The sequence below is a fragment of the Streptomyces sp. NPDC041129 genome, assembly GCF_055592265.1.
This window is the reverse complement of the sequence record NZ_JBVIYV010000005.1, coordinates 292,838-315,920: the sequence shown is the minus strand read 5'-3', so window position 1 is coordinate 315,920 and position 23,083 is coordinate 292,838. Positions and strand designations below refer to the sequence as shown.

The 23,083-nt window shown below is 73.1% G+C and carries 19 protein-coding genes and 1 pseudogene; 8 read left to right on the top strand and 12 right to left on the bottom strand.

Features of this window, described 5'->3' with window-relative positions:
- The first annotated feature begins 62 nt into the window (after nucleotides 1-62).
- Both ACZ6B1_RS19375 and ACZ6B1_RS19370 read left to right on the top strand, forming a co-directional pair.
- Nucleotides 63-986, top strand: coding sequence for an SCO2400 family protein (locus tag ACZ6B1_RS19375; protein WP_468779882.1), 924 nt, complete (start codon nucleotides 63-65; stop codon nucleotides 984-986).
- A gap of 104 nt (nucleotides 987-1,090) precedes the next feature.
- Nucleotides 1,091-2,944 carry an NAD-binding protein gene (locus ACZ6B1_RS19370; RefSeq protein WP_468780135.1) on the top strand — a complete coding sequence of 618 codons (1,854 nt, stop codon included), beginning with the start codon at nucleotides 1,091-1,093 and terminating at the stop codon, nucleotides 2,942-2,944.
- 166 nt (nucleotides 2,945-3,110) lie between these two features.
- Here ACZ6B1_RS19370 and ACZ6B1_RS19365 read toward each other — a convergent pair whose 3' ends face one another.
- Nucleotides 3,111-4,919 carry a S9 family peptidase gene (locus ACZ6B1_RS19365; protein ID WP_468779880.1) on the bottom strand — a complete coding sequence of 603 codons (1,809 nt, stop codon included), beginning with the start codon at nucleotides 4,917-4,919 and terminating at the stop codon, nucleotides 3,111-3,113.
- A 194-nt stretch (nucleotides 4,920-5,113) separates the two neighbouring features.
- Here ACZ6B1_RS19365 and ACZ6B1_RS19360 point away from each other — a divergent pair, with 194 nt between their 5' ends.
- Entirely contained in the window at nucleotides 5,114-5,926 is an 813-nt protein-coding gene (locus ACZ6B1_RS19360) for an SURF1 family protein (protein ID WP_468779878.1), read from the top strand.
- Between the two features lie 72 nt (nucleotides 5,927-5,998).
- Here the strand turns inward: ACZ6B1_RS19360 and ACZ6B1_RS19355 are convergent, their stop codons facing one another.
- From ACZ6B1_RS19355 to ACZ6B1_RS19325, 7 genes are all read right to left on the bottom strand, one after another.
- Entirely contained in the window at nucleotides 5,999-7,234 is a 1,236-nt protein-coding gene (locus ACZ6B1_RS19355; protein WP_468779876.1) for a DUF4232 domain-containing protein, read from the bottom strand.
- Nucleotides 7,231-7,923, bottom strand: a complete 693-nt coding sequence (locus tag ACZ6B1_RS19350; protein WP_468779874.1) for a SigE family RNA polymerase sigma factor — start codon at nucleotides 7,921-7,923, stop codon at nucleotides 7,231-7,233. Before ACZ6B1_RS19350 ends, ACZ6B1_RS19355 begins: the two co-directional genes overlap by 4 nt.
- 320 nt (nucleotides 7,924-8,243) lie before the next feature.
- The gene (locus tag ACZ6B1_RS19345) at nucleotides 8,244-9,317 is read right to left on the bottom strand and encodes an aspartate-semialdehyde dehydrogenase (protein WP_468779872.1); all 1,074 of its coding nucleotides are present in this window, start codon (nucleotides 9,315-9,317) and stop codon (nucleotides 8,244-8,246) included.
- Nucleotides 9,314-10,606 (bottom strand): aspartate kinase, encoded by a 1,293-nt coding sequence (locus tag ACZ6B1_RS19340; protein ID WP_468779871.1) that lies wholly within the window; start codon nucleotides 10,604-10,606, stop codon nucleotides 9,314-9,316. The genes ACZ6B1_RS19345 and ACZ6B1_RS19340 overlap by 4 nt, the downstream gene beginning before the upstream one ends.
- 159 nt (nucleotides 10,607-10,765) lie before the next feature.
- Nucleotides 10,766-11,425, bottom strand: coding sequence for a DUF5063 domain-containing protein (locus ACZ6B1_RS19335; protein ID WP_468779869.1), 660 nt, complete (start codon nucleotides 11,423-11,425; stop codon nucleotides 10,766-10,768).
- Nucleotides 11,418-12,017 (bottom strand): recombination mediator RecR, encoded by a 600-nt coding sequence (recR, locus tag ACZ6B1_RS19330; RefSeq protein ID WP_199211360.1) that lies wholly within the window; start codon nucleotides 12,015-12,017, stop codon nucleotides 11,418-11,420. The genes ACZ6B1_RS19335 and recR overlap by 8 nt, the downstream gene beginning before the upstream one ends.
- Before the next feature lie 111 nt (nucleotides 12,018-12,128).
- A complete protein-coding gene (locus ACZ6B1_RS19325; RefSeq protein ID WP_468779867.1) occupies nucleotides 12,129-12,473 on the bottom strand; it encodes a YbaB/EbfC family nucleoid-associated protein in 345 nt (114 codons plus the stop codon).
- A 274-nt stretch (nucleotides 12,474-12,747) separates the two neighbouring features.
- On the opposite strand from ACZ6B1_RS19325, the gene ACZ6B1_RS19320 reads away from it, so the two are divergent.
- Nucleotides 12,748-13,497: an SLATT domain-containing protein gene (locus ACZ6B1_RS19320; protein ID WP_468779866.1), complete on the top strand. Its 750-nt coding sequence runs from the start codon at nucleotides 12,748-12,750 to the stop codon at nucleotides 13,495-13,497.
- A gap of 8 nt (nucleotides 13,498-13,505) precedes the next feature.
- On the opposite strand, the pseudogene ACZ6B1_RS19315 reads toward ACZ6B1_RS19320, so the two are convergent.
- Together ACZ6B1_RS19315 and ACZ6B1_RS19310 are read right to left on the bottom strand one after the other, a co-directional pair.
- Nucleotides 13,506-13,937, bottom strand: a pseudogene (locus tag ACZ6B1_RS19315) (type 2 periplasmic-binding domain-containing protein); the annotation flags it as partial.
- 145 nt (nucleotides 13,938-14,082) lie between these two features.
- A complete protein-coding gene (locus ACZ6B1_RS19310; protein WP_468779864.1) occupies nucleotides 14,083-16,536 on the bottom strand; it encodes a serine/threonine-protein kinase in 2,454 nt (817 codons plus the stop codon).
- A 226-nt stretch (nucleotides 16,537-16,762) separates the two neighbouring features.
- On the opposite strand from ACZ6B1_RS19310, the gene ACZ6B1_RS19305 reads away from it, so the two are divergent.
- The 3 genes from ACZ6B1_RS19305 to ACZ6B1_RS19295 all read left to right on the top strand — a co-directional run bounded on the left by ACZ6B1_RS19305 (nucleotide 16,763) and on the right by ACZ6B1_RS19295 (nucleotide 19,713).
- Nucleotides 16,763-18,118 carry an aminotransferase class III-fold pyridoxal phosphate-dependent enzyme gene (locus tag ACZ6B1_RS19305; RefSeq protein WP_468779862.1) on the top strand — a complete coding sequence of 452 codons (1,356 nt, stop codon included), beginning with the start codon at nucleotides 16,763-16,765 and terminating at the stop codon, nucleotides 18,116-18,118.
- Nucleotides 18,119-18,229: 111 nt separating this feature from the next.
- Complete coding sequence (locus tag ACZ6B1_RS19300) at nucleotides 18,230-18,922, top strand: GntR family transcriptional regulator (protein WP_468779860.1); 693 nt, start codon at nucleotides 18,230-18,232, stop codon at nucleotides 18,920-18,922.
- A 140-nt stretch (nucleotides 18,923-19,062) separates the two neighbouring features.
- Nucleotides 19,063-19,713: a hypothetical protein gene (locus ACZ6B1_RS19295; protein WP_468779858.1), complete on the top strand. Its 651-nt coding sequence runs from the start codon at nucleotides 19,063-19,065 to the stop codon at nucleotides 19,711-19,713.
- Between the two features lie 434 nt (nucleotides 19,714-20,147).
- Here the strand turns inward: ACZ6B1_RS19295 and ACZ6B1_RS19290 are convergent, their stop codons facing one another.
- Nucleotides 20,148-21,431, bottom strand: coding sequence for an adenylosuccinate synthase (locus ACZ6B1_RS19290; protein ID WP_468779856.1), 1,284 nt, complete (start codon nucleotides 21,429-21,431; stop codon nucleotides 20,148-20,150).
- Between the two features lie 197 nt (nucleotides 21,432-21,628).
- On the opposite strand from ACZ6B1_RS19290, the gene ACZ6B1_RS19285 reads away from it, so the two are divergent.
- Nucleotides 21,629-22,477, top strand: a complete 849-nt coding sequence (locus tag ACZ6B1_RS19285) for a diacylglycerol kinase family protein (protein WP_468779854.1) — start codon at nucleotides 21,629-21,631, stop codon at nucleotides 22,475-22,477.
- A gap of 16 nt (nucleotides 22,478-22,493) precedes the next feature.
- On the opposite strand, the gene ACZ6B1_RS19280 is transcribed toward ACZ6B1_RS19285, so the two are convergent.
- On the bottom strand, nucleotides 22,494-23,036 hold the full coding sequence (locus ACZ6B1_RS19280) for a GbsR/MarR family transcriptional regulator (RefSeq protein WP_468779852.1): 543 nt from the start codon (nucleotides 23,034-23,036) through the stop codon (nucleotides 22,494-22,496).
- Nucleotides 23,037-23,083 lie beyond the last annotated feature (47 nt).

The window sequence follows — 23,083 nt, the reverse complement described above, 5'->3', positions numbered from 1 at the left end:
CGTACGAACGTGAACAGGCCCCGGCCGTGGCCGCAGGCGCCGCCGACTCAGGAAGACCGTAAATGGACTACTGCTCCTCGTGCCGTCGGCATCTGAACGGTGCCCTGGTGTGTCCCGGGTGCGGCGCCTACGCCCCCGACATCGCTCCGCCGGTGGCGGTGAGCGCGCCCCGTGCCACGACGGCCATGCCGACGGCGGCGGAGACGGGTCCGTTCGACGCGTTCGGCACCGGTGGCTGGTACGACGACTCCGTCGACGCCGCCGAAGAGCCCGAGCCGGCAGGTGCGGGCGCGGCGCCCCGCTTCCAGCCCTCCGGCGAGGTGGCGGTTCGTCCCGCCGCGTCGCAGGGCCGGGCGGCCCGGCGCCGGCAGCTCGTGCGCTGGAAGAAGAACAAGCGCCGGGCGGCGGTGGCGACCGCCTTCGCGATCGTCGGCGGCGGTCTCACGCTGGCCTCCATGGACCGGCACTCCGGCGATCGGGCCCAGGCGGCCTCGGCGTCCGACAACCACAGCATGGGCGTCGCGGAGCGGCAGACCTCCGCCGGGGCCCGGCCCGACGTGGCACCGCCCACCGGCCGTCATCGGGCTTCGCGCCCCGCGCACACCCCGGCGGCCCCCGCACACGCCGACACCCGTCACTCCGCGTCCGACGGGCAGGACCGGCGCACCATGGCCGCCGGGACGCGGACCACCGCGCCCAGCCGGCCGGACGCCGCCGCCTCGCCGCTTCCCGCGGTCACCCGGGCCGTGACGCACACCGTCGGCTCGGTGTCCGGGTCCGCTTCCGGGTCCGGGTCGGGGTCGGGGTCCGGGACCGGTTCTGGTTCCGGGTCCGCTTCCGGGAGCACCGGTTCGGCGGCGCAGGCGCCGGCCACCTCGGCGCCCGCGAACGGCGGGGGCACCAGCTCGGGGACGTCCCCGACGAGCCCCTCGCCGGCGGCCACCTCGCCCTCCCAGCTCTGCCTGCTCGTGGTGTGCCTCGGCTGACCTGAGTTCATCCGGTTGCTGGAACCACCTATCGGCGTGCGGCAGTCTTCTCCCTCGTGGCGAGTGTTCCGAACCAAGGTGGGCCCGGCGCCGGGACGGCGACGATGGTGGTGTGCGGTGACGACGGTCTCGCGCACCGGCTGACCGCCGAGTTGCGCACCTTCCACGGCGAGCAGGTCACCCTCGTCGTGCCGCCGAACGAGCGCCTGGCCCGGCCCCCGGTGGTCGGGCGGGCACGTGCCGCCTCGGCCGCGCTGCTCGACCGGATGGTCAACGCCACCGTCGGACGGGCAGGCAGCGGCGGCGGGTCCGCCGGGGCCGGTGCGCATGGACAGGGCGCCGACGGCGTACGGGTGCTGGAGGCCGTCGACCTCACCGAGGCCGTGCTCGCGGAGGCCGGCGTGGACCGGGCCGCCGCGCTGGCGCTCGTGTACGACGACGACGAGACCAACATCCGGGCCGCGCTGACCGCCCGCCGGCTCAACCCCCGCCTCCGGCTCGTCCTGCGGCTGTACAACCGGAGACTGGGCCAGCACATCGAGGAACTCCTCGACCAGGCGGCCACGTTGGCCTCCGGCGAAGGAGCCGACGGCGGGCTGGACGCCTCCACCACCGTGCTGTCCGACGCCGACACCGCCGCGCCCGCGCTGGCCGCGGCCGCCGTCGCCGGCACCACCAAGGTCGTACAGGCCGGCACGCTGCTGCTGCGGTCCGTCGAACGGCCCCCGGCCCGGGACGGACAGCTCCCGGACCGGGGGCTGTGCACACTGGCGCTGCTCTCGGCGAACGGCGGCGGGCCGGGAGGAACTGGCCGGGCCGACGGGAATGGGCAGGGCGGCGAGCAGGAGCCCCGGTTGCTGCCCGACGACGACGAGGTGCGGCTCGCCCGTGGGCGGTCCGCCCTGGTGCTGGAGCAGGTGTCGGCCGTCGGCGGGGCCGCGCCGGACGCCGCGGGGCGGGGTGGCGGGGTGGGGGCCGGGGTCGTACCGCCGCTCGCCTCCCTCTTCTCGCGGCGGCTGCGGTGGTCGCTGGCAGGTCTGGTGGCGTGCGTGGTCGCGCTCGCCGTCGCGCTGTGGGTGGTCACCGACATCGGTGCCCTGCCGGCCTTCTATCTGACGCTGCTGGATCTGTTCGCCATCGACGATCCGGCGATCGGGCAGCCGCTCGGGCGGCAGGTCCTGCAACTTCTGTCGGGGCTCGTCGGGTTGCTGCTCCTGCCGGTGCTGCTTGCGGCCGTGCTCGAAGCGCTGGGCACCTTCCGGACCGCCTCAGCGCTGCGGAAACCGCCGCGCGGGCTCGGGGGGCATGTGGTGCTGCTGGGGCTGGGGAAGATCGGCACGCGGGTGCTGACCCGGCTGCGGGAGCTGAACATCCCGGTGGTGTGCGTCGAGGCCGACCCGGAGGCGCGGGGGCTGGCGACGGCCCGGCGGCTGCGGGTGCCGGTGGTGCTGGGCGATGTGACGCAGGAAGGGGTGCTGGAGGCGGCGAAGATCCACCGCGCGTACGCGCTGCTCGCCGTGACCAGCGCGGACACGACCAATCTGGAGGCCGCGCTGTACGCCCGGTCGGTGCGGCCGGATCTGCGGGTGGTGCTGCGGCTGTACGACGACGACTTCGCGACGGCGGTGTACCGGACGCTGCGGGCCGCGCATCCCGGTGCGCCGACGCGGAGCCGGAGTGTGTCGCACCTCTCGGCGCCGGCGTTCGCCGGGGCGATGCTGGGGCGGCAGGTGCTGGGGGCTCTGCCGGTGGAGCGGAGGGTGCTGCTGTTCGCGGCGGTGTCGGTGGGCGGGCATGCGGAGCTGGAGGGGCGGGCGGTGGGGGCGGCGTTCCGGGGTGGGGCCTGGCGGGTGCTGGCGGTGGAGGGGCGGGTCGATGTGGGCCCGGAGTATGTGCTGCGGGCCGATGACCGGGTTGTCGTCGCCGCTACTCGTCGGGGGCTCGCGGAGTTGGGGTGAGCGTCCAGGGGGCTCCGCCCCCTGGACCCCCGTACTCGCCCACCACACCCACCCGTCTCGGTCAGTCGAGAAGGGCCCGGAACCGGCCGTGAAGGGCCGGTTGCCGGCCGCCGGAGCGAGGAGCCCGGGCCTGGGGAGGGCCCGGGCCTGGCCGAGGTGCCTGGGGCTAGGCGTGGTTCAGGTGGTGGTTGGCGTAGGCCAGTTCCAGGGTTACCTGCTTGATTCGTTCGTCGACCACCAGGGAGCCGTGGCCCGCGTCGTAGCGGTAGACCTCGTGCGGCGCGTCGCGGGCCTGGAGGCGCTGGACGTAGTTGTCGATCTGGCGGATGGGGCAGCGGGGGTCGTTGACGCCCGCCGAGATGTAGACCGGGGCCTTGACCTGGTCGACGTAGGTCAGCGGGGAGGACGCCTCGAAGCGGTCGGGGACCTCCTCCGGGGTGCCGCCCAGCAGGGTGCGGTCCATGGCCTTCAGGGCTTCCATCTCGTCGTGGTACGCCGTGACGTAGTCCGCGACCGGCACCACCGCGATGCCCACCGCCCACGCCTCCGGCTGGGTGCCGAGGCCGAGGAGGGTGAGGTAGCCGCCCCAGGAGCCGCCGGTGAGGACGAGGCGAGCCGGGTCGGCGAGGCCGGAGGAGACCGCCCAGTCGCGCACGGCGGCCACGTCCTCCAGCTCGATCAGGCCGACCCGGTGCTTCAGGGCGTCGGTCCAGGCGCGGCCGTAGCCGGTGGAGCCCCGGTAGTTGACGCGGATCACCGCGTACCCCTGGTCCACCCAGGCGGCCGGGCCGGCGGCGAAGGCGTCGCTGTCGTGCCAGGTCGGGCCGCCGTGCAGGTCGAAGACCGTGGGGAGCGGGCCGCTCGCGCCCGCCGGCTTCTGGACCAGGGCGTGGATGCGGCCGCCGGGGCCCTCCACCCAGACGTCCTCCACCGGCACCGACGGCGGGCACTTCATGCCGGGCGGGTCCAGGACGACGCGGCCGGAGGTGGAACGCACCGCGGGCGGCTCGGCGGCCGACGACCAGAGGAACTCCACACTGCCGTCGGGCCGGGCCGTGGCCCCGGAGACCGTGCCGGGCGGGGTGGGGATGCGGGTCAGCTCGGCGGCGGCCAGGTCGTAGCGGAACAGCTCGCTGCGGGCCTCGTAGCTGTGGACGACGAGCAGGGCGGTGCCGTCCGGGTACCACTCGGCGCTCACGTCGCCGGGCAGGTCGAGGGAGAGGTCCGTCTCCGTTCCCGCCGCCACGTCCCACACCAGGGGCTCCCAGCGGCCCCGGCGCTGGTGGCCGATGAGCAGCCGGGTGTCGCCGTCCACGGGGGCGAAGCCCAGCACCTCGAGGCCGAGCTCCTCGGTGCCGCCCTTGGTGTCGTCCAGTTCGGCGACCGTCGTGCCGTCCTGGCGCAGCACGCGCAGGGCCGCGTGCATCGCGTCGCCGTGCTCGGTGTGCTCGACGGCGATCAGGGTGCCGTCGTGGGAGAGGTCGCCGACGCCGGCCGACTCGCGGTGGCGGTAGATCTCCACCGTGGCCTCACCCTCACGGGCGAGGTGGATGGTCGTGCCCTCGTCGTCCGTGGAGCGGCCGACCACCGCCGTACGGCCGTCCCGGGCCAGGGCCAGACCGGCCGGGTAGGAGGGTTCGAGGCCGGGGACGGCCGTCTCGTCCGCGCCGCCCGTGAACGGCTGGCGGCGCCAGACGCCGAACTCGTCGCCGTCCTTGTCGTCGAACCACCAGATCCACTCGCCGTCCGGGGCGAGCACGCCGTCCGTCGTGCCGTTCGGCCGGTCCGTGGCCTGCCGCTGCCCGCCCGTCGCCCGGTCCCAGGCGTACAGCTCGTACGTGCCCGTCGCGTTCGAGACGAACAGGGAGCGGTCCGGCGCGTCCTCGGCCCAGTCGGGCAGCGAGACCCGTGGCGCCCGGAAGCGCTTCTCCCAGTCCGGCATGTCCGGTGTGTCCGGCGTCCTGCTCTCACTCATCGCCCCAGTCATGCGCCCATAGTGCCTGGCCCGACCGACAATCCGCTGACTGTGCCCCCAGCCTGTGGACAACTTCCCGATCATGCCCACGCGGTCCGCACACACATACGTACACAAGTGCGTGCACGGGTCCGCGCGCGCCGGCGGCCGACCCCGGGGCGGGCCGGTCGCACCGGCGCCGTACCGTTGTGGGGGTGTACCGGTTTCTGCTGACTCCCCGCTGGTGGGGCATCAACGTCTTCGTGCTGCTCGCCATCCCGTTCTGCGTCTTCATGGGGTCCTGGCAGCTGAGCCGGTTCGAGGGGCGGGTGCAGGACCACCGCGCCGCGACCGGACAGACCGCGTCGGACCGGCAGGGGACGGCCAGGCCCCTGGACTCGATGCTGCCCGTCGACAAGAGCACCTCGGGACGGCGGGTCACCGCGAGCGGCCGGTACGGCAGGCAACTCCTGGTGCCCGGCCGGGAGCTGGACGGCAGGAGCGGCTTCTACGTGCTGACGCTGCTGCGCACCGACTCCGGCCGGTCCCTGCCCGTGGTGCGCGGCTGGCTGCCGGGCACGGCGGACGCGGCCAAGGCGCCCGCCGCACCGGGCGGCGAGGTCACCGTGACGGGTGCGCTGCAGGCCTCCGAGACGCCGGGGGAGAACGGCGTCGGCGCCCAGGGCGGGCTGCCCGCCGGGCAGACGGCGGCGATCAGCTCGGCCACGCTGGTGAACCTGGTGCCGGACCGGCTGTACGACGCCTGGGTCACCCTCGACCGGGCCGACGCGGGGATGAAGGCCGTGCCCGCGACCGCGCCCGACGGCACCGGTCTCGACCTGAAGGCCTTCCAGAACCTCGGCTACACCGGGGAGTGGTTCGTCTTCGCGGGCTTCGTGGTCTTCATGTGGTTCCGGCTGCTGCGCCGAGAGGTGGAGTTCCAGCGGGACGCGGCGCTCGGTCTGGTGCCGGATCAGGAGCGGGAGGGCGAGGAGCAGGGGACATCCTCCGCTCCCACGGCCGTCTGAGACCGCCGCGGTCGCGGGCGGCTCCCCTGCCGGTCGCCGCCCGTCGTCCTGGGTCCGTCCGCCGTCCGAGGGCTACGACGCCGCCAGCACCCCGGTGTAGTACACCGTGCCCGCGCAGGCGTTGGACACCGTCGCGGACGTCGACGGGGAGCCCGTCTCGCCGGTGTAGCCGACGAGGACGCTGCCGTCGGCGGTGCCCTCCTCGGTGACGAGCTGGGTCGTGGTGCCCGAGGTGCCGCCGGTGTCCGTGCCACCGCCGGCGCTCGCGTCCTGCGAGGGCGACGGGTCGGGCGAGGGCTCTCCCCCGCCGTCTGAGCCGCCCGTGGAGGTGGAGCCGCCACCCGCGGGGCAGGTCTCGGAGGGCACGAAGGCGAACCGTTCCTCGTAGGCCGCGCCCGGCTGCAGGACCAGCTTGGCGACCTCGAGCGAGGGGTCGGGCAGCGCGGCCGCCGCGTCCCCGGCCACGTGCCGGACGACACCGATCTTGGCCTGGTCCGCCGCGCCCTGCGCGGTGGCGCTGACCACGACCCCGCCGGTCACGGTGCAGGCGGTGCCCGAGGTGTTGGTGACGCGGAAGGTGCCGTAGACGACGCCCGTCGAGTCCGGGGCGTCGACGCCCCCGGTGACGGAGCTCAGCTGGGCCGCCGTACACAGCCCGGCGCCCGAGGCCGTGGAGGCGGACGGGTCGGCGGCGCCGGCGGAGCCGTTACCGCTGCCGGTCGTACCCCGATCACCGGTCTTGCCGTTGTCCTTGTCCTGCCCGGGGGTGCTGCCGCGGGAGCCGCCGGTGCCGCCGGTGCCGGCCTGCGGGTCCTTTCCCTGGCTCGCGCCGCCCTGTGCCTCGGAGGACTGGCCCGCCATGGCGGTGTTGGGGTCGGTGCCGCCGGAGTTCGAGACGTGGACGAGGGCGGGGACGGCGGTGCCGATGAACAGGGCAGCGGCGGCCATGCCGACGGCGGCGTGGCGCTTGCGGGCCCGGCGGGCCGGTACCGCCCGGCGCAGGTGGGCGAGGGTGCCGGTGCGCGGTTCGATGTCGTCGACCGCCGAGTGCAGCAGACTGCGCAGGGCCTGCTCGTCCGAGCCGAGCCCGTCGAGCGCGTCGAGGCCCGTGCCGGGCTTGTCGGAGCCCTTGTGGTCGGGGCCGTGGTTCACAGTTCCGTTCCCAGCGTGCGGTTGCGGGTGCTCTTGCTCGTGACCCTCCGTCGGCTCGTGCCAGGCGTAGGGCTCGTGGCGCTCGTGCGAGAGGTTCTCGGGCGAGGGGTCCTCGGGCGGGACGCCCTCGACGCCGCGTTCGGTGTGCTCACTCATGCCGACGCCTCCATGGACACCCGCAGCGCGGCGATGCCCCGGGAGCCGTACGCCTTCACCGAGCCCAGCGATATCCCGAGCGTCTCGGCGACCTGGGCCTCGGTCATGTCCGCGAAGTAGCGCAGCACCAGGACCTCGCGCTGGCGGCGCTGCAGGCCCTTCATCGCCTTGATGAGGTCGCGGCGCTCGAGCTGGTCGTAGGCGCCCTCCTCCGCGCTCGCCATGTCCGGCATCGGCTTGGAGAGCAGCTTCAGGCCGAGGATGCGGCGGCGCAGGGCGGAACGGGACAGGTTGACGACCGTCTGCCGCAGGTAGGCGAGGGTCTTCTCGGGATCGCGGACGCGTTTGCGGGCCGAGTGGACTCGGATGAACGCCTCCTGGACGACGTCCTCGCAGGAGGCGGTGTCGTCGAGGAGCAGCGCGGCGAGACCGAGCAGCGAGCGGTAGTGCGCCCGGTAGGTCTCGGTGAGGTGGTCGACGGTGGTGCCGGCGGCCGCGGTGTCCGCGGCCGGCGCGGCGGCCGCGTTCTCCTCGGAGCCGTCACGCTGACTGGGGATGCGGGTGGGCCGCGCCGCGGGCATGGGCGCAATCACCGGCATGCCGCCGGCCATGCGCGGCCGGAGCGCCGCACGGACCGGCCGGAGGGCCGCGGTGCCGCGGGCCGCACTGAGTTCGAGTACCTCTGCCACGCCAGTTGGACACGCTTCCCCCCAAGAGGGTTGTACGTGCCGGACGTCACATGTGCGACAACCGACGGATCCTCAACAGCCGTCATGCGCCCCGCTCTTCCTTTATGTCCCAATTGAACGGGCGTCCCCCCGCCCGGACCACGGCGTCCCCACGCCGGATCCTCACGCCCACGCCTCGCAAGGGTCACTGCAAAGACGCTCCCCGCCCTCCGCACGGTTGCGGAGGACGGGGAGGAAAATCCTCTGTCGCCGGAGAGCGTGGATCAAGTGGTTTGGACCATGCTCCCGGCCACATTCCTTACATGGATACTACAAACGTTCTAGCCGCGGGCGACAGTCTCTTCCGCGATCTCCGCCGCGATCAGTTCGGCGATCTGCGCGGTGTTCAGCGCGGCGCCCTTGCGCAGGTTGTCCCCGCACACGAAGAGCTCCAGCGCGGTCGGGTCGTCCAGCGCGCGCCGGACCCGCCCCACCCAGGTGGGATCGGTGCCCACCACGTCGGCGGGCGTGGGGAACTCGCCGGCGGCCGGGTCGTCGCACAGCACCACACCGGGTGCGGTGGCGAGGATCTCGCGGGCGCCGTCGACGGTCACCTCGCCCTGGAACCGCGCGTGGACCGTGAGGGAGTGCGTGGTGATCACCGGTACCCGTACGCAGGTGACGGCGACCGGCAGCGCGGGCAGCCCGAGGATCTTGCGGGACTCGTCCCGCACCTTCATCTCCTCCGAGGACCAACCGCCCTCCCGGAGCGACCCGGCCCAGGGGACCACGTTGAGCGCGACCGGCTCCGGGAAGGGCCCGGTGTCCTCCCCGACGGCCCGCCGTACGTCACCGGGCTTGGTGCCCAGTTCGGTCCCGGCGACCAGGGACAGCTGGGCCCGCAAAGTGTCCACCCCGGCCCGCCCGGCGCCGCTCACCGCCTGGTACGACGACACCACCAGCTCGCGCAGCCCGAACTCGGCGTTCAGCGCGCCCAGGGCGACGATCATCGACAGGGTGGTGCAGTTGGGGTTGGCGACGATCCCGCGCGGCCGGTTGCGCACCGCGTGCGCGTTGACCTCGGGCACGACGAGCGGGACGTCGGGGTCCATCCGGAAGGCGCCGGAGTTGTCGACGACGACCGCACCGCGCGCGGCGGCGATCGGCGCCCACTCGGCGGCGACCTCGTCCGGCACGTCGAACATCGCCACGTCGACCCCGGCGAAGGCGTCCTCCGTCAGGGCCGTCACCTCGACCTCCTCCCCGCGCACGGCCAGCTTGCGGCCGGCCGAGCGCGGGGAGGCGATCAGACGGATCTCGCCCCAGACGTCCGCGCGCTGGGACAGGATCTGGAGCATGACCGCACCGACGGCTCCGGTCGCTCCCACGACCGCGAGCGTCGGCTTGCCGGTCATCGGCCGGTGCCCCCGTAGACGACGGCCTCGTCGGTGTCGGAGTCGAGTCCGAAGGCGGTGTGGACGGCGCGGACGGCCTCCGGCACGTCGTCCTTGCGGGTGACGACCGAGATACGGATCTCGGAGGTCGAGATCAGCTCGATGTTCACGCCCGCGTCGCTCAGCGCCTCGAAGAACGAGGCCGTGACGCCCGGGTTGGTCTTCATGCCGGCGCCGACCAGGGAGATCTTGCCGATCTGGTCGTCGTAGCGCAGGGAGTCGAAGCCGATGCCGCCCTTGTTGCGCTCCAGGGCGTCGATGGCCTTGCGGCCCTCGGTCTTCGGCAGGGTGAAGGAGATGTCCGTCAGCCCGGTGGAGGCGGCGGACACGTTCTGCACGACCATGTCGATGTTGATCTCGGCGTCCGCGATGGTCCGGAAGATCGCGGCGGCCTCGCCCGGCTTGTCCGGGACGCCGACGACCGTGATCTTGGCCTCGGAGGTGTCGTGCGCGACGCCCGAGATGATGGCCTGCTCCACCTTCTTCTCCCCTTGCTGCTGTGTCTTCTGCACGACTGGCTCGCTGCTGACCCACGTGCCCTGCAGCCCGCTGAACGAGGAGCGGACATGGATCGGGATGTTGTAGCGGCGGGCGTACTCCACACAGCGGTGGAGCAGCACCTTGGAACCGGACGCCGCGAGTTCCAGCATGTCCTCGAAGGAGATCCAGTCGATCTTCTTCGCCTTCTTCACCACGCGCGGGTCGGCGGTGAACACGCCGTCGACGTCGGTGTAGATCTCGCACACCTCGGCGTCGAGGGCGGCCGCCAGGGCCACCGCCGTGGTGTCGGACCCACCGCGGCCGAGCGTGGTGATGTCCTTCTTGTCCTGGCTGACGCCCTGGAACCCGGCGACGATGGCGATGTTGCCCTCGTCCAGCGCGGTGCGGATACGCCCCGGCGTGACGTCGATGATCCGGGCTTTGTTGTGGACCGAGTCGGTGATGACGCCTGCCTGGCTGCCGGTGAACGACTGGGCCTCGTGCCCCAGGTTCTTGATCGCCATGGCCAGCAGCGCCATGGAGATGCGCTCACCGGCGGTCAGCAGCATGTCGAACTCCCGGCCGGCAGGCATGGGTGAAACCTGCTCGGCGAGATCGATCAGCTCGTCCGTCGTGTCGCCCATCGCGGAAACGATGACAACCACCTGGTTGCCGTTCTTCTTCGCTTCCACGATCCGCTTGGCGACGCGCTTGATGCCCTCGGCATCGGCTACGGAGGAGCCTCCGTACTTCTGCACGACAAGGCCCACGTGCGCTCCTCGCTCGGTTCGTTTGTGTCGGCTCAGTTTACCGAGCGTCCGTTTTCCGCCCCCCTGCTCCCGCATGGTGAGACGCCGGACGCCCGCAACCGGCACCTGCCCAGCCGGAGGCGGAGCACGCGCAAAGTGCCCCGCGTCACAGCGCGACGGCTACCTGCCCGGGCCCATGCCGAGAGGGCCGCCGATCTCCTCGGCCATGACACGGCCCGCCTCGAACTCGAGGGTCTCGTCGCCCATGCCCTGGTCGGTGTCGAGCCCGTCGAGCTCCTCGAGGGGCTGGTTGAGACGGACGTGGATGAGGACGGACTGCAGGGCGCGCAGCACGGCGGAGGCGGTGGGGCCCCAGTTGGAGAAGTAGGAGAACTGCCACCACCACAGGGCCTCCGTGATGCGGCCCGACCGGTAGTGGGCCATGCCGTGCCGGAGGTCCGCCATGATGTCGGCGATGTCGTCGGAGATCCGGGCCGGCACGGAGGCCTTGCGGGGCTCGTAGGGGTCGAAGACCTCGGAGTAGACGTCGACGGGGTCCAGCAGACGGGCCAGGTTCTCGCGGAGTTCGTCCACGTCCCCCTCGGGGCCGAGGTCCGGCTCGTAGCGCTCGTCGGGGACGATGTCCTCGTGGGCGCCGAGACGGCCGCCGGCCAGCAGGAGCTGGGAGATCTCCAGGAGGAGGAAGGGGACCGTCGAGCCGGGCTCGTCCCCCCTCGCCACCTCCGTGACGGCGACCAGGAAGCTCTCGACCTGGTCCGCGATCTGGACCGAGAAGTCGTCCGGGTTCCGCGTCGAGTCGTGCAGCGTGGCGTCAGACATCTAGGAGTCGTCTCCCCTCGAAGGCGCGGCCGAGAGTGACCTCGTCCGCGTATTCCAGGTCGCCGCCCACCGGGAGGCCGCTGGCCAGGCGGGTGACCTTCAGGCCCATGGGTTTGATCATGCGGGCGAGGTACGTGGCCGTCGCCTCGCCTTCGAGATTGGGGTCGGTGGCGAGGATCAGCTCGGTGACCGTGCCGTCCGCCAGCCGGGCCAGGAGTTCCCTGATGCGCAGGTCGTCGGGGCCCACGCCCTCGATCGGGCTGATCGCGCCGCCCAGGACGTGGTACCGGCCGCGGAACTCGCGGGTGCGCTCGATCGCGACGACGTCCTTCGGCTCCTCCACCACGCAGATGACGGACGGGTCGCGGCGCGGGTCGCGGCAGATGTTGCACAGCTCCTCCTGCGCCACGTTGCCGCAGGTCGCGCAGAAGCGGACCTTCGCCTTGACCTCCAGGAGCGCCTGCGCGAGCCGCTTCACGTCGGCCGGCTCCGCCTGCAGGATGTGGAAGGCGATCCGCTGCGCGCTCTTGGGACCGACGCCGGGCAGCCGCCCCAGCTCGTCGATGAGGTCCTGGACCACGCCTTCGTACAACGGACTGCCCTTCCTGGAGACCTTTCGGTACGTACGGTAGTTGGCTGCCGCCTGTCCTAGGAAGGCGGTGGGGGTTTCGCTCAGGTGGCGGGCACCGGAACGGCCGGCGGATCAGAAGGGCAGACCCGGGATCCCGCTGCCGCCGCCGAGGCCCTGGGCCAGCGGTCCCAGCTTCTGCTGCTGCAGGTTCTGCGCGTTCTCGTTGGCCGCCTGCACGGCCGCCACGATCAGGTCCGCGAGGGTCTCGGTGTCCTCGGGGTCCACCGCCTTCGGGTCGATCTTCAGCGCCCGCAGCTCGCCGGAACCGGTGACGGTGGCCCGCACCAGGCCGCCGCCCGCCTGTCCGTCGACCTCCGTGTTCGCCAGTTCCTCCTGCGCCCGCTGGAGGTCCTGCTGCATCTTCTGGGCCTGCTGGAGCAGCTGCTGCATGTTGGGCTGGCCACCACCGGGAATCACGATCAGCTCCTGGTTCCTCGTCCACTGCGTCGTCGTTCGCTGTGCACGAGCCTACGTGGTCTGCCCGGCCATCGCCGCGCCACTCTTTCGAGTGATTACGGCGGCCGCCCTATACCTGATCAAGGCCCTCTTCCGGGCGGAAAAGCCGGCAAAGCTACGTCCGTGCCACCCATTGGGCGGTAGGAAGGGGGCCGCACGTCGGCATCAGATGTCACGCGGTGTGACGGGGGTGCGCAGTGCCGTGTTCGGTGTCGTGTTCAGTAGGGAGTGCCGGGTGGGTCAGCCGGAGATGCAGCCCGAGGGTCCGCCTCAGGACGGCCGGGGCGAAGGTCCGGCCGGACCGCGGCCGGACGATCTGACCGGGCGGACCTTCCCGCTCGGGGACTGGGGAGAGCCCGCCGAGCGCCTCGACGAGCTGTACCGGTGGGTGGAGCGGGGGGCGCTGGACACGGCCGCCTGGTACCTCGAGGACCGGGTCTGGAAGCGGCGGGGCGCACGGGTGCTGCGGGCCGGGGCGGCGACCGGGGCGGCCCTCGGGGCGGCGCTGCCCCTGCTGGACATGACCGGGGTGGTCGGCGGGGTCGCGCCCTGGGGGTATCTGGCGCTGCTGCTCGCGGTGGCCTGCGTCGGCGCCGACCGGTTCTTCGGGGTCACCTCCGGGTGGATAAGGGACGTGGCAACCGCGCAGGCCGTGCAGCGGCGGTTGCAGGTGCTGCAGTTCGACTGGGCCTCGGAGAGCGTCCGGGAGGTGCTGGGCCCCGCGGAGGGCACGGCGAGCGAGGCAGCGGAGCGGTGCCTGGGGATGCTGCGGCGCTTCTCGGAGGACCTGCAGGACCTGGTGCGCACGGAGACGGCCGACTGGATGGTGGCGTTCCGCACGGGGTCGGCACCGCTCGGGATCCAGACGGCGGTGGCGGCCGGCATGCGTGCGGAGTCGGCGGCCCCGGCGGGCCGGCACCCCCTGCCGCCCGCGAACGGCGCCCGCCCGAACATGCCCCGCCAGCGGCCACCGGAGCCCCGGTAGGCCGCACCTCACCGGCACAGCCGCAGGCCCTCCGGCGTCCAGCACGGCACATGGCCGTGGGTACGGATCACGTCCTGCCCGTTGCCCCTGGTCAGATAGGTCAGGAAGCTCGACGCCAGGGAGTCCGCCGGGGGCTGCCCGTAGGTGTACGCGTACTCGATCTCGCGGTACGGGTAGGTGCTGCGGCCGTGCTCGATCGCGTCCACGGAAGGGGCGCCGGAGTCGAGTGCCAGGACGTGCAGGCCCTCGGCCCGGGTGGCCAGGTTGAGTTCGCTGTAGCCGACGGCGCCGGGCAGGTCGGCCACCTCGGCCAGCACCTGGTCGGTGGAGTCGAGCCCGCAGCGGGTCACCGGGGCCGTCGCGTCGTCCTTGTGGACTCAGTCGACGGAGGAGTTCGCGAACTCGCCGCGGCCCAGCACCCGGCGCTGGAAGACCTGCCGGGCTCAGCCACTCCATACGGGTGCCCCCGCCACTCACCGGAGTCGGATGGTGGGGTCACGGTACGCACGGCGAGGGGCGGGAACCGGACGCGTCGGCCGGAGTTCGCCGAACGTTCAACTGCCTTGTGACGAGCGGGATCTCAGCTCACCGCTTGGTGTACGTCAGGCTCTCGCCGCCGCTCGCCTTCGCCCGCTTCAGCCGTCCGTCCGGGAGCAGGGTGACCTCGGTGGCCTCGCCCGGGGAGCAGGACGACATCGGCTCGCCGCTGCTGACCGTGGACGGGCCGATCTCCAACGGGCCGCCGTCGCCCGGCTGTTCGGCGAGGGTCGCCTCGAAGACGCAGTGGTACGTGCCGCCGCCCTCGCCGGGGCCGTCCGCGACCAGGGTGAGGACCTTGTCGCCGACGTCACCCTGGGCGATGGTCAGCCGGCGGGTGTTGGTGCCGTTGGCATTGTCGATGGTGGTCTCCCAGGTGCCGAGGTAGGCAGCGGGTACGTCGCCGTCCGCCGCCGCGGAGGAGGCCGAGGCGGAGGGCGTCGGCGTGGGTGCCGGAGAGGTGACGGGCGGGGCGCTCGTGGTGCCGGTCGGCGCGGGTCCGACCGTGCCGCCGGCCGTTTCGTCGCCGCCGTGCTTCATCAGCGCGTACACCGAGCCGCCCGCGCCCAGCGCCACCACCAGCGCGATCACGACGAGCAGCGCGGTGGACCGGCCGCCCGGGCGCTCCGGCTCCGGCCGCCCGGTGAACGGCGGCGGACCGTAGGGCGGGGTGGAACCGAGCCCGCCGTACGGGGTGTACGGCTGCTGCGGGTAGCCGTAGCCGGCGGACGGGGGCTGCGGATGCTGCTGGGCCTGCTGCGGGTAGCCGTAGCCGTACGGGGCGGGCGAGCCGTAGGCGGGGGGCGGCGCCCCGGGCGGCGGGGTCTGCCCGGCCACCAGGGTCGGCAGGTGACCGACCGCCGCACTCCCACCACCGGGCCCGCCCGGGGGCGGAGGAGTCGGGGCGTCGTCAGCCACGGGCGAGTGCTCGACGGAGCCCCCGGCCCCTGGCACCTGCACACCGTGGGCCCCTCCGGGCCCACCGGGAGCACCGGAGCCCACGGGAGCACCGGGGCCCGCGAGGGCATCTGCGCCCGCCGGGGCACCCGGACCCGCCCAGGCGCCCCCGCCCGCCGCAGGGCCCTGCGCCCCATCGGGGCCACCCGCGCCCGGGCCACCCTGACCCGCTTGGGCAACCCAGCCGGCCGGGAGAGCAGAGCCCGCTTGAACAGCGCCCGCCGGGGCATCCGAGCCCGCTGGTGTTCCCGAGCCCGCCGAGGCGGAGGCACCCACCGGGCCATCCGGCCCCGAGGACGCTCCCGCACCCGCCATCGAGGTCTGCGCCCCATCGGGGCCACCCGGACCCGGCGCACCCGATCCCATCGGCGCACCCCCGCCCGCCTCGGCACGCGAACCCGCTGCGGCGGCCGGATCCCCTGGGGCACCGGCGTCCGAGGACGCTCCCGCGCCCGCCACGGGAACCCGCGCCCCGCCGGGGCCACCCGCGCCGGGGCCACCCTGACCCGCCGGGAGGCCAGAGCCCGCTTGAGCACCCCCGCCTGCCGGAGCACCCGCACCCGCCGCCGGGCCCTGTGCCCCGTCCGGGCCGCTCATGGCGGGGGCTTCCGGGTCGGGGGCCGACTGTGGGTCCTCCACCTCCAGGAGGCGGACCGCGTGGCGGCCGAGCTGGGCCACCAGGGCGCCGGGCAGCCAGGGGTCGCGGGAGCGGCCGCCGGAGACCGTGTCCTCCGCGCCCGTCCGCTCCAGGATGCGGTCCAGCGAGGGGCGGGCGGCGGGGTCCTTGCACAGGCAGTCGCGGACCAGGTCGGCGATGCCCTCCGGCATCCCCTCCAGGTCGGGCTCCTCCTGGGCGATACGGAACATCAGGGCGTGCACCCCGCTGTTCGCGCCGCCGAAGGGCAGCACACCGGTCGCCGCGTAGGCCAGCACGGACCCGAGGCAGAAGACGTCGCAGGCGGGGGTGAGCCGGTCCCCGCGCACCTGCTCCGGCGCCATGAACCCGGGCGACCCCACCAGCGAACCGGTCCGGGTCAGGCCGTCCCCGGCCAGCGTCTCGAGCGCCCGCGCGATGCCGAAGTCGATCACGCGCGGCCCGTCGATCGTCACCAGCACGTTCGACGGCTTGAGGTCGCGGTGGACGATCCCGGCGGCGTGGATGTCCTTCAGCGCGTGCGCGAGCCCGGCCGCGAGGATGCGCACCGACCGCTCGGGCAGCGCCCCGTGATCGTGCCCGACGACCTGCTGAAGGCTCGGCCCGGCGACGTACCCGGTGGCCACCCAGGGCACCGGCGCCTCGGTGTCCGCGTCCAGCACGGGCGCGGTCCAGTACCCGCCGACCCGCCGCGCGGACCCCACCTCCTGCCGGAACCGGGCCCGGAACTCCTCCTGGGCGGCCAGTTCCCGGCGGATCAGTTTCACGGCGACGGTACGGCCCCGGTCCGACCGGGCCAGGAACACCTGCCCCATGCCGCCCGCGCCCAGCCGTGCCAGCAGCCGGTACGCCCCGATCTGCCGTGGGTCCCCCGGTCCCAGCTTCTCCATCCCCGCGCCGCCTTCCCCCCATAGGTCTGCAACGGACCGAGAATAGTGCGGGCGTACCGGAAGCAGCGCCGCCGTGCGTCCACGGTTCGGTAACAGCGTGTCCGGGCGCCCCCCGGCCGCGCGGGCGCCCGCCCGGCGCACGTCGACAACCTGTCGTGAAAAGCACCCGGCCGGCGAACAGGACGCCGATGTCGCGGCCGTGGCGGGGCCATCTACCCTCGGCCGCATGACCCCTCAGCCCAATCCCGAAGCCGGCGCCGCAGTGAAGGCCGCGGACCGCGCGCACGTCTTCCACTCCTGGTCCGCGCAGGACCTCATCGACCCGCTCGCCGTGGCCGGCGCCGAGGGGTCGTACTTCTGGGACTACGACGGCAAGCGGTACCTGGACTTCACCAGCGGGCTCGTCTACACCAACATCGGCTACCAGCATCACAAGGTCGTCGCCGCGATACAGGAGCAGGCGGCGAGGATGACGACCTTCGCGCCCGCCTTCGCGATCGAGGCGCGCTCGGAGGCGGCCCGGCTGATCGCCGAGCGGACCCCGGGCGACCTGGACAAGATCTTCTTCACCAACGGCGGCGCGGACGCCGTCGAGCACGCGGTGCGCATGGCCCGGCTGCACACGGGCCGCCCGAAGGTGCTCTCGGCGTACCGCTCGTACCACGGCGGCACCCAGCAGGCGGTGAACATCACCGGCGACCCGCGCCGCTGGCCCTCGGACAGCGGCAGCGCCGGTGTCGTCCACTTCTGGGCGCCGTTCCTGTACCGGTCCCGCTTCTACGCCGAGACCGAGGAGCAGGAGACCGCGCGGGCCCTGGAGCACCTGGAGACGACGATCGCCTTCGAGGGGCCGGGCACCATCGCCGCGATCATCCTGGAGACCATCCCCGGCACCGCCGGGATCATGCTGCCGCCGCCCGGCTATCTGGCCGGCGTCCGCGAGCTGTGCGACAAGTACGGGATCGTCTTCGTCCTGGACGAGGTCATGGCCGGGTTCGGGCGGACCGGCGAGTGGTTCGCGGCCGACCTGTTCGGGGTGGTGCCGGACCTGATGACCTTCGCCAAGGGTGTGAACTCCGGGTACGTGCCGCTCGGCGGTGTCGCCATCTCCGCGGAGATCGCCGAGACCTTCGGCAAGCGGCCCTACCCCGGCGGTCTCACCTACTCCGGGCACCCGCTGGCCTGCGCCGCCGCCGTCGCCACGATCGGCGTGATGGCGGAGGAGGGCGTCGTCGAGAACGCCAGGCGGCTCGGCGAGAGCGTGGTCGGACCGGGCCTGGCCGAGCTGGCCGCGCGGCACCCGAGCGTGGGCGAGGTCCGCGGCACCGGCATGTTCTGGGCACTGGACCTGGTGAAGAACCGGGAGACCCGCGAGCCGCTGGTGCCGTACAACGCGGCCGGCGAGGCGAACGCCCCGATGGCCGCCTTCGCGGCCGCCGCCAAGCGGAACGGCCTGTGGCCCTTCGTGAACATGAACCGCACCCATGTGGTGCCGCCGTGCAACGTGACGGAGGCCGAGCTGAAGGAGGGCCTCGCGGCCCTGGACACGGCGCTGAGCACGGCCGACGAGTACACCGAGTAGCCCTTCCACGGCTGCCGCCGGGGCGATCCGAACGCGTAAGGTGACGTGCTCGTAAAGAATGGCGAGTACGTGCGAGTACGTCACCCGTACGCGTGAGGAGAGGCCCCGACGATGCCCGGCAACGGCTCCGTGACGCGCAGCACCCTGCGCCAGCAGATCGCGGACGCGCTGCGCGACGAGGTGCTGGCGGGCCGCCTCACCCCGGGCCGGGCGTTCACCGTCAAGGAGATCGCCGAACAGTACGGCGTCTCGGCGACACCGGTCCGCGAGGCACTGGTCGACCTGTCCGCGCAGGGCATCCTGGAGGCCGACCAGCACCGGGGCTTCCGGGTCCCCGAGTACTCCCTCACCGACTACCGCCGGATGCTCGAGGCCCGCGGCCTGGTCACCGACGGGATGTTCCGGGCGCTGACCGTCGACCACCCGGCCTTCGCCGACATGGACAGCCCGCGGACGGTGGCGGCCCTCGCCGCCGTGCGCCGGCGCGGCGAGGAGGCCCAGCGGGCCGCCGCGGCCGGTGACCTCAGTGTGCTGATCGGCTACGACCTGCGCTTCTGGCGCGAGCTGAGCGGGCTGTTCGGCAACCCCTATCTCGCCGACTTCCTGCACCGGCTGCGCGTGCAGTCCTGGGTGTGCGCGGTGCAGCACCTGCGCCGGCTGCCGGACATCCGCGGCCGGCTGTGGGCCGGGCACACCGAACTCGTCGACGCGCTGGCCCGCCGCGAGGCCGGGGCCGCCCAGGAGATCGTCGCCGCCGCCAACGCCCACTCGCTGGCCCTGCTGGAACGGCTGCCGCCGGAATGACGCGGATGTGGAGACTCCACGGTGAGCTCTGGGTATGGGACCCGCACGAGGGGGGCTGTGCCCGCCCCGCACCGACTACCCTTCCCTGACCACCCGCTGCCGTGCGTGAGACGCGCGCCTGCCGATGCGAGGAGCTCTCTTTGGCCTGTGACCTGTGGCTGGTACCGCTCGTGGACGTGTTGTGCCACACCCCGGACAACCCGTTCGCCGAGGAACTCGCGCACTACAACGACGCGCTGGCCGCGGCCGGACTCCCGCCGGTGCCGGTGTACCAGTACATGCCGGGCCTGTCCGGTGAGGTCGCCCCGGTGGCCGGCTTCGACTACGACGCGCTGCACTTCCTGCGCCGGGCATACCTGCTCCAGGTCTGCGGGCTGCCGGTCACGCCGGTGGACGAACTCGGCGGCGACTACGAGCAGTTGCTGGAGATGTTCGAGTCGACGGCCCAGCAGTCCCACCTGGTCTGGCACTACGACCATGCGGGCGCGTACGTCCCCGTCGACTTCCCGCACCCGCTGTCCAACGACGAACTCCTCGCCGGCGGCGGCCCCTTGGGCTCCTCGCAGAGCCTGCTGCGCGAGCTGGAGCACGTCGCCCCGTCACTCGGCATCGACCCGGCCAACCCCCCGGCGGCGCCGGAGCCCCCCGCCGCCCCCACGGAGCTGGAGGAGCCGGCCGTCCCCGCGCCGTACGACCCCAGCCCCTTCGCCCGGGAACGGCACGTGTGGCTCGGCCTGCACGCGGCGGCCACCCGGTCCCTGGCCCAGGGCTCGATGATCGTTTTCAGCTGAGGGTGCGCGTCGTTCCCGGACCGCGCCCCGGGACTCCGGGGCGTGGTCCCGGTGACGTGCCATGTCCCGGTCGTTCTCCGGAATGATCGCGGACCATGCAGCCCCTGGCCCACGACGACCCCCCGCGCATAGGCCCCTACCGCCGGGTCGCCCGTCTCGGCGCCGGCGGCATGGGCCGGGTCCACCTCTCGCGAAAGGCCGCGCCGGTGCCCACGCCGAGACCGTCGCCGTCAAGCTGATCCGCACCGATGTCGACGCGGAGGAGACGGAGTTCCGGCGAACGCCAGGCCACGGTGAGCCGCTACCTGGGCCAGCGGGGGTTCACCCTCCGGCTGTCCGTGTACGACCCGGGTGACGTCCGGGCCTCGTGGGTGAAGGGGGACGGCCGGGCGGGTGCCCCGCGCCGGCCGACCCCTCCCCACAGGAACGGGCTCCTACAAGAACGAGTTGATCTCGATCGTCTCGGTCCGGCCCGGGCCCACGCCGATCGCGGAGATCGGGGCGCCGGACATCTCCTCCAGCGCCTTGACGTAGTTCTGGGCGTTCTTCGGCAGGTCGGAGAAGGACTTCGCCTTGGTGATGTCCTCGGACCAGCCCGGCAGGGTCTCGTAGACCGGCTTCGCGTGGTGGAAGTCGGTCTGCGAGTAGGGCAGTTCCTCGACCCGCTTGCCGTCGATCTCGTACGCCACGCAGACCGGGATCTGCTCCCAGCCGGTGAGGACGTCCAGCTTGGTGAGGAAGAAGTCGGTCAGGCCGTTGACCCGGGTCGCGTAGCGGGCGATGACCGCGTCGAACCAGCCGCAGCGGCGGTCGCGGCCGGTGGTCACACCCCGCTCGCCGCCGATGCGGCGCAGCGCCTCGCCGTCCTCGTCGAAGAGCTCCGTCGGGAACGGGCCGGCACCGACACGGGTCGTGTAGGCCTTGAGGATGCCGATCACGCGGCTGATCTTCGTCGGGCCGACGCCGGCACCCGTGCAGGCACCGCCCGCGGTCGGGTTCGACGAGGTGACGAACGGGTACGTGCCGTGGTCGATGTCCAGCAGCGTGCCCTGGCCGCCCTCGAAGAGGACCACCTTGTCGTCCTCCAGCGCCTGGTTGAGGACCAGGACGGTGTCGGCGACGTACGGCTCGATCTGCTCGGCGTAGCCCAGCAGTTCCTCGACCACCTGGCCCGCGGCGATCGCGCGGCGGTTGTAGAGCTTGGTGAGGATCTGGTTCTTGGCGTCGAGGGCCGCCTCGACCTTCTGGGTCAGGATCGACTCGTCGTACAGGTCCTGGACCCGGATACCGACGCGGTTGATCTTGTCGGAGTAGGTCGGACCGATGCCGCGGCCGGTGGTGCCGATCTTGCGCTTGCCGAGGAAGCGTTCCGTCACCTTGTCGACGGTCACGTTGTACGGCGTGATGATGTGCGCGTTACCGCTGATCAGGAGCTTGGACGTGTCAACGCCACGCTCGTTCAGACCGCTCAGCTCGGAGAGCAGGACCGACGGGTCGACGACGACACCGTTACCGATGACCGGCGTACAGCCGGGCGAGAGGATTCCGGAAGGGAGGAGGTGGAGTGCATACTTCTGGTCGCCCACGACGACCGTGTGGCCGGCGTTGTTGCCGCCCTGGTATCGCACTACATAGTCCACCGAGCCACCGAGCAGGTCGGTCGCCTTCCCCTTGCCTTCGTCACCCCACTGAGCACCGAGCAGCACAAGTGCGGGCACGCGCGTACACCCCTTCCGGGCGGGGCATGTCCATGGTCGGGGGCGTGGGCGTAATGTGCACCGCCGCATACCACCGCGACCGCCTTTGGTCGCACGACCGTCGGACCGGATGCCCCGGAATAGACGAAGCCCCTGGCGCAATAGCGCAAGGGGCTCTTGCACAAAGATGCTACCCGAGGAAGCGAGGCAGGACCGAGGTGGCGACCTTCGCGACGTCCGATCAGCTGCTGGTGATCATCGATCCGGCGGCACGGCAGGGGGACGGGGAGTCCGTACGGATCGCGAAAGACGTGCTCAGCGCGGGTGCGACCACCAAGGTGTGTCTGCCGGAGGGCCCGGAGGAATTCGCCCGGGCACTCGGCCGACGGGGTTCCCGGCGGCCGGTCGTGATCGGTGACGACCGGGCGCTGGTGCGTGCGGTGACCCTGTTGCACCGGCACCGGGAGCTGACCGGGTGCGCGCTGGCCGTGGTGCCGGTCGGGGAGGCGGCGCTGGCGGAGTCCCTGGGCGTGCCGGCCGGCCCGGTGGCGGCGGCGCGGGCCGTGCTGGAGGGCGCCGAGCGGCGGCTCGACCTGCTGATCGACGACAGCGACGGGGTGGTGCTGGGCACGCTCGGCATCCCGCCGGTGCGGACGGCCGCCGCGCGGCCGTTGGAAGCTCCCGACGGGCACCCCTGGCTGCGTACGCGGTACCGCTCACTGGTGCGCACGCTGGCCCCGCGCCCCGCGCGGCTCGACGCGGTGCCGGCGCCCGGTCCCGCCCGGCTGCGGGTGGAGGTCGACGGGGAGACGGTCGTGGACCTGGACCAGCCCGTGGAGGCGGTGTCGGTGACGCCGGGCGAGGGCGGGACGGCCGTAGTCGAGGTGCGCCCGCTGCAGGGTCCCGGCGCGGAGCCGTCGCCGCTGCTGGCCTCGGGGCGCATGGTGACGGTCGTGGGGGCGGACTTCCGCTACCGGGCGGACGCGGTGGTGTCGGGTCCGGTGCGGCGGCGGACGTGGACGGTACGGGAGGGGGCCTGGGGGCTGACCCTGCCGGTGCCGGAGTAGTCCGGAACCGGGGGCGTCACGGGGAGCCGAAGAGCTCCTCACGCCGGGCACGCCAGCGGACCATCATCGCGGCGACCTCGGTGTCGACGAACTCGAAGAAGGCCAGCGTCTCGGCCAGCCGGCGCCCGGCCGGGGTGGTGGCGCCGAGGCTGTCGACGCCCTCCCGCAGGGCGTGGCTCCAGCGCTTGAGAACGGCCTCGCGGCTGGTCAGGGTCTCGTACCACTGGTCGCCGTGCACCCGGTACCGCTCCCGGCGCGAGCCGGGTTCACGCTCCCGCGAGGCCATGTGCACCTGCGCCAGGTAGCGCACCGCGCCGGAGACGGCCGCGGGGCTGATGCGCAGCCGCTCGCCGAGTTCGGCCGAGGTCAGGGTGCCGGAGTCGGAGGCGAGCAGCGCGGCGAAGACCCGGGCCGGCATCCGGGGCACGCCCGCCTCGACGAGCTGGGCCGCGAAGTGCTCCACGAACCGGGAGACCGCCTCCGGGTCGCGTTCCGGTTCCCGGGAGGCCTGCCGGTCCGCCGCCCCGGGCCGTTCGGCCCTGTCCGCCCGCTCCGTCATTCCCGGTTCATCTCCCCTGATCAGCACCACCGTCGCACATCATCACG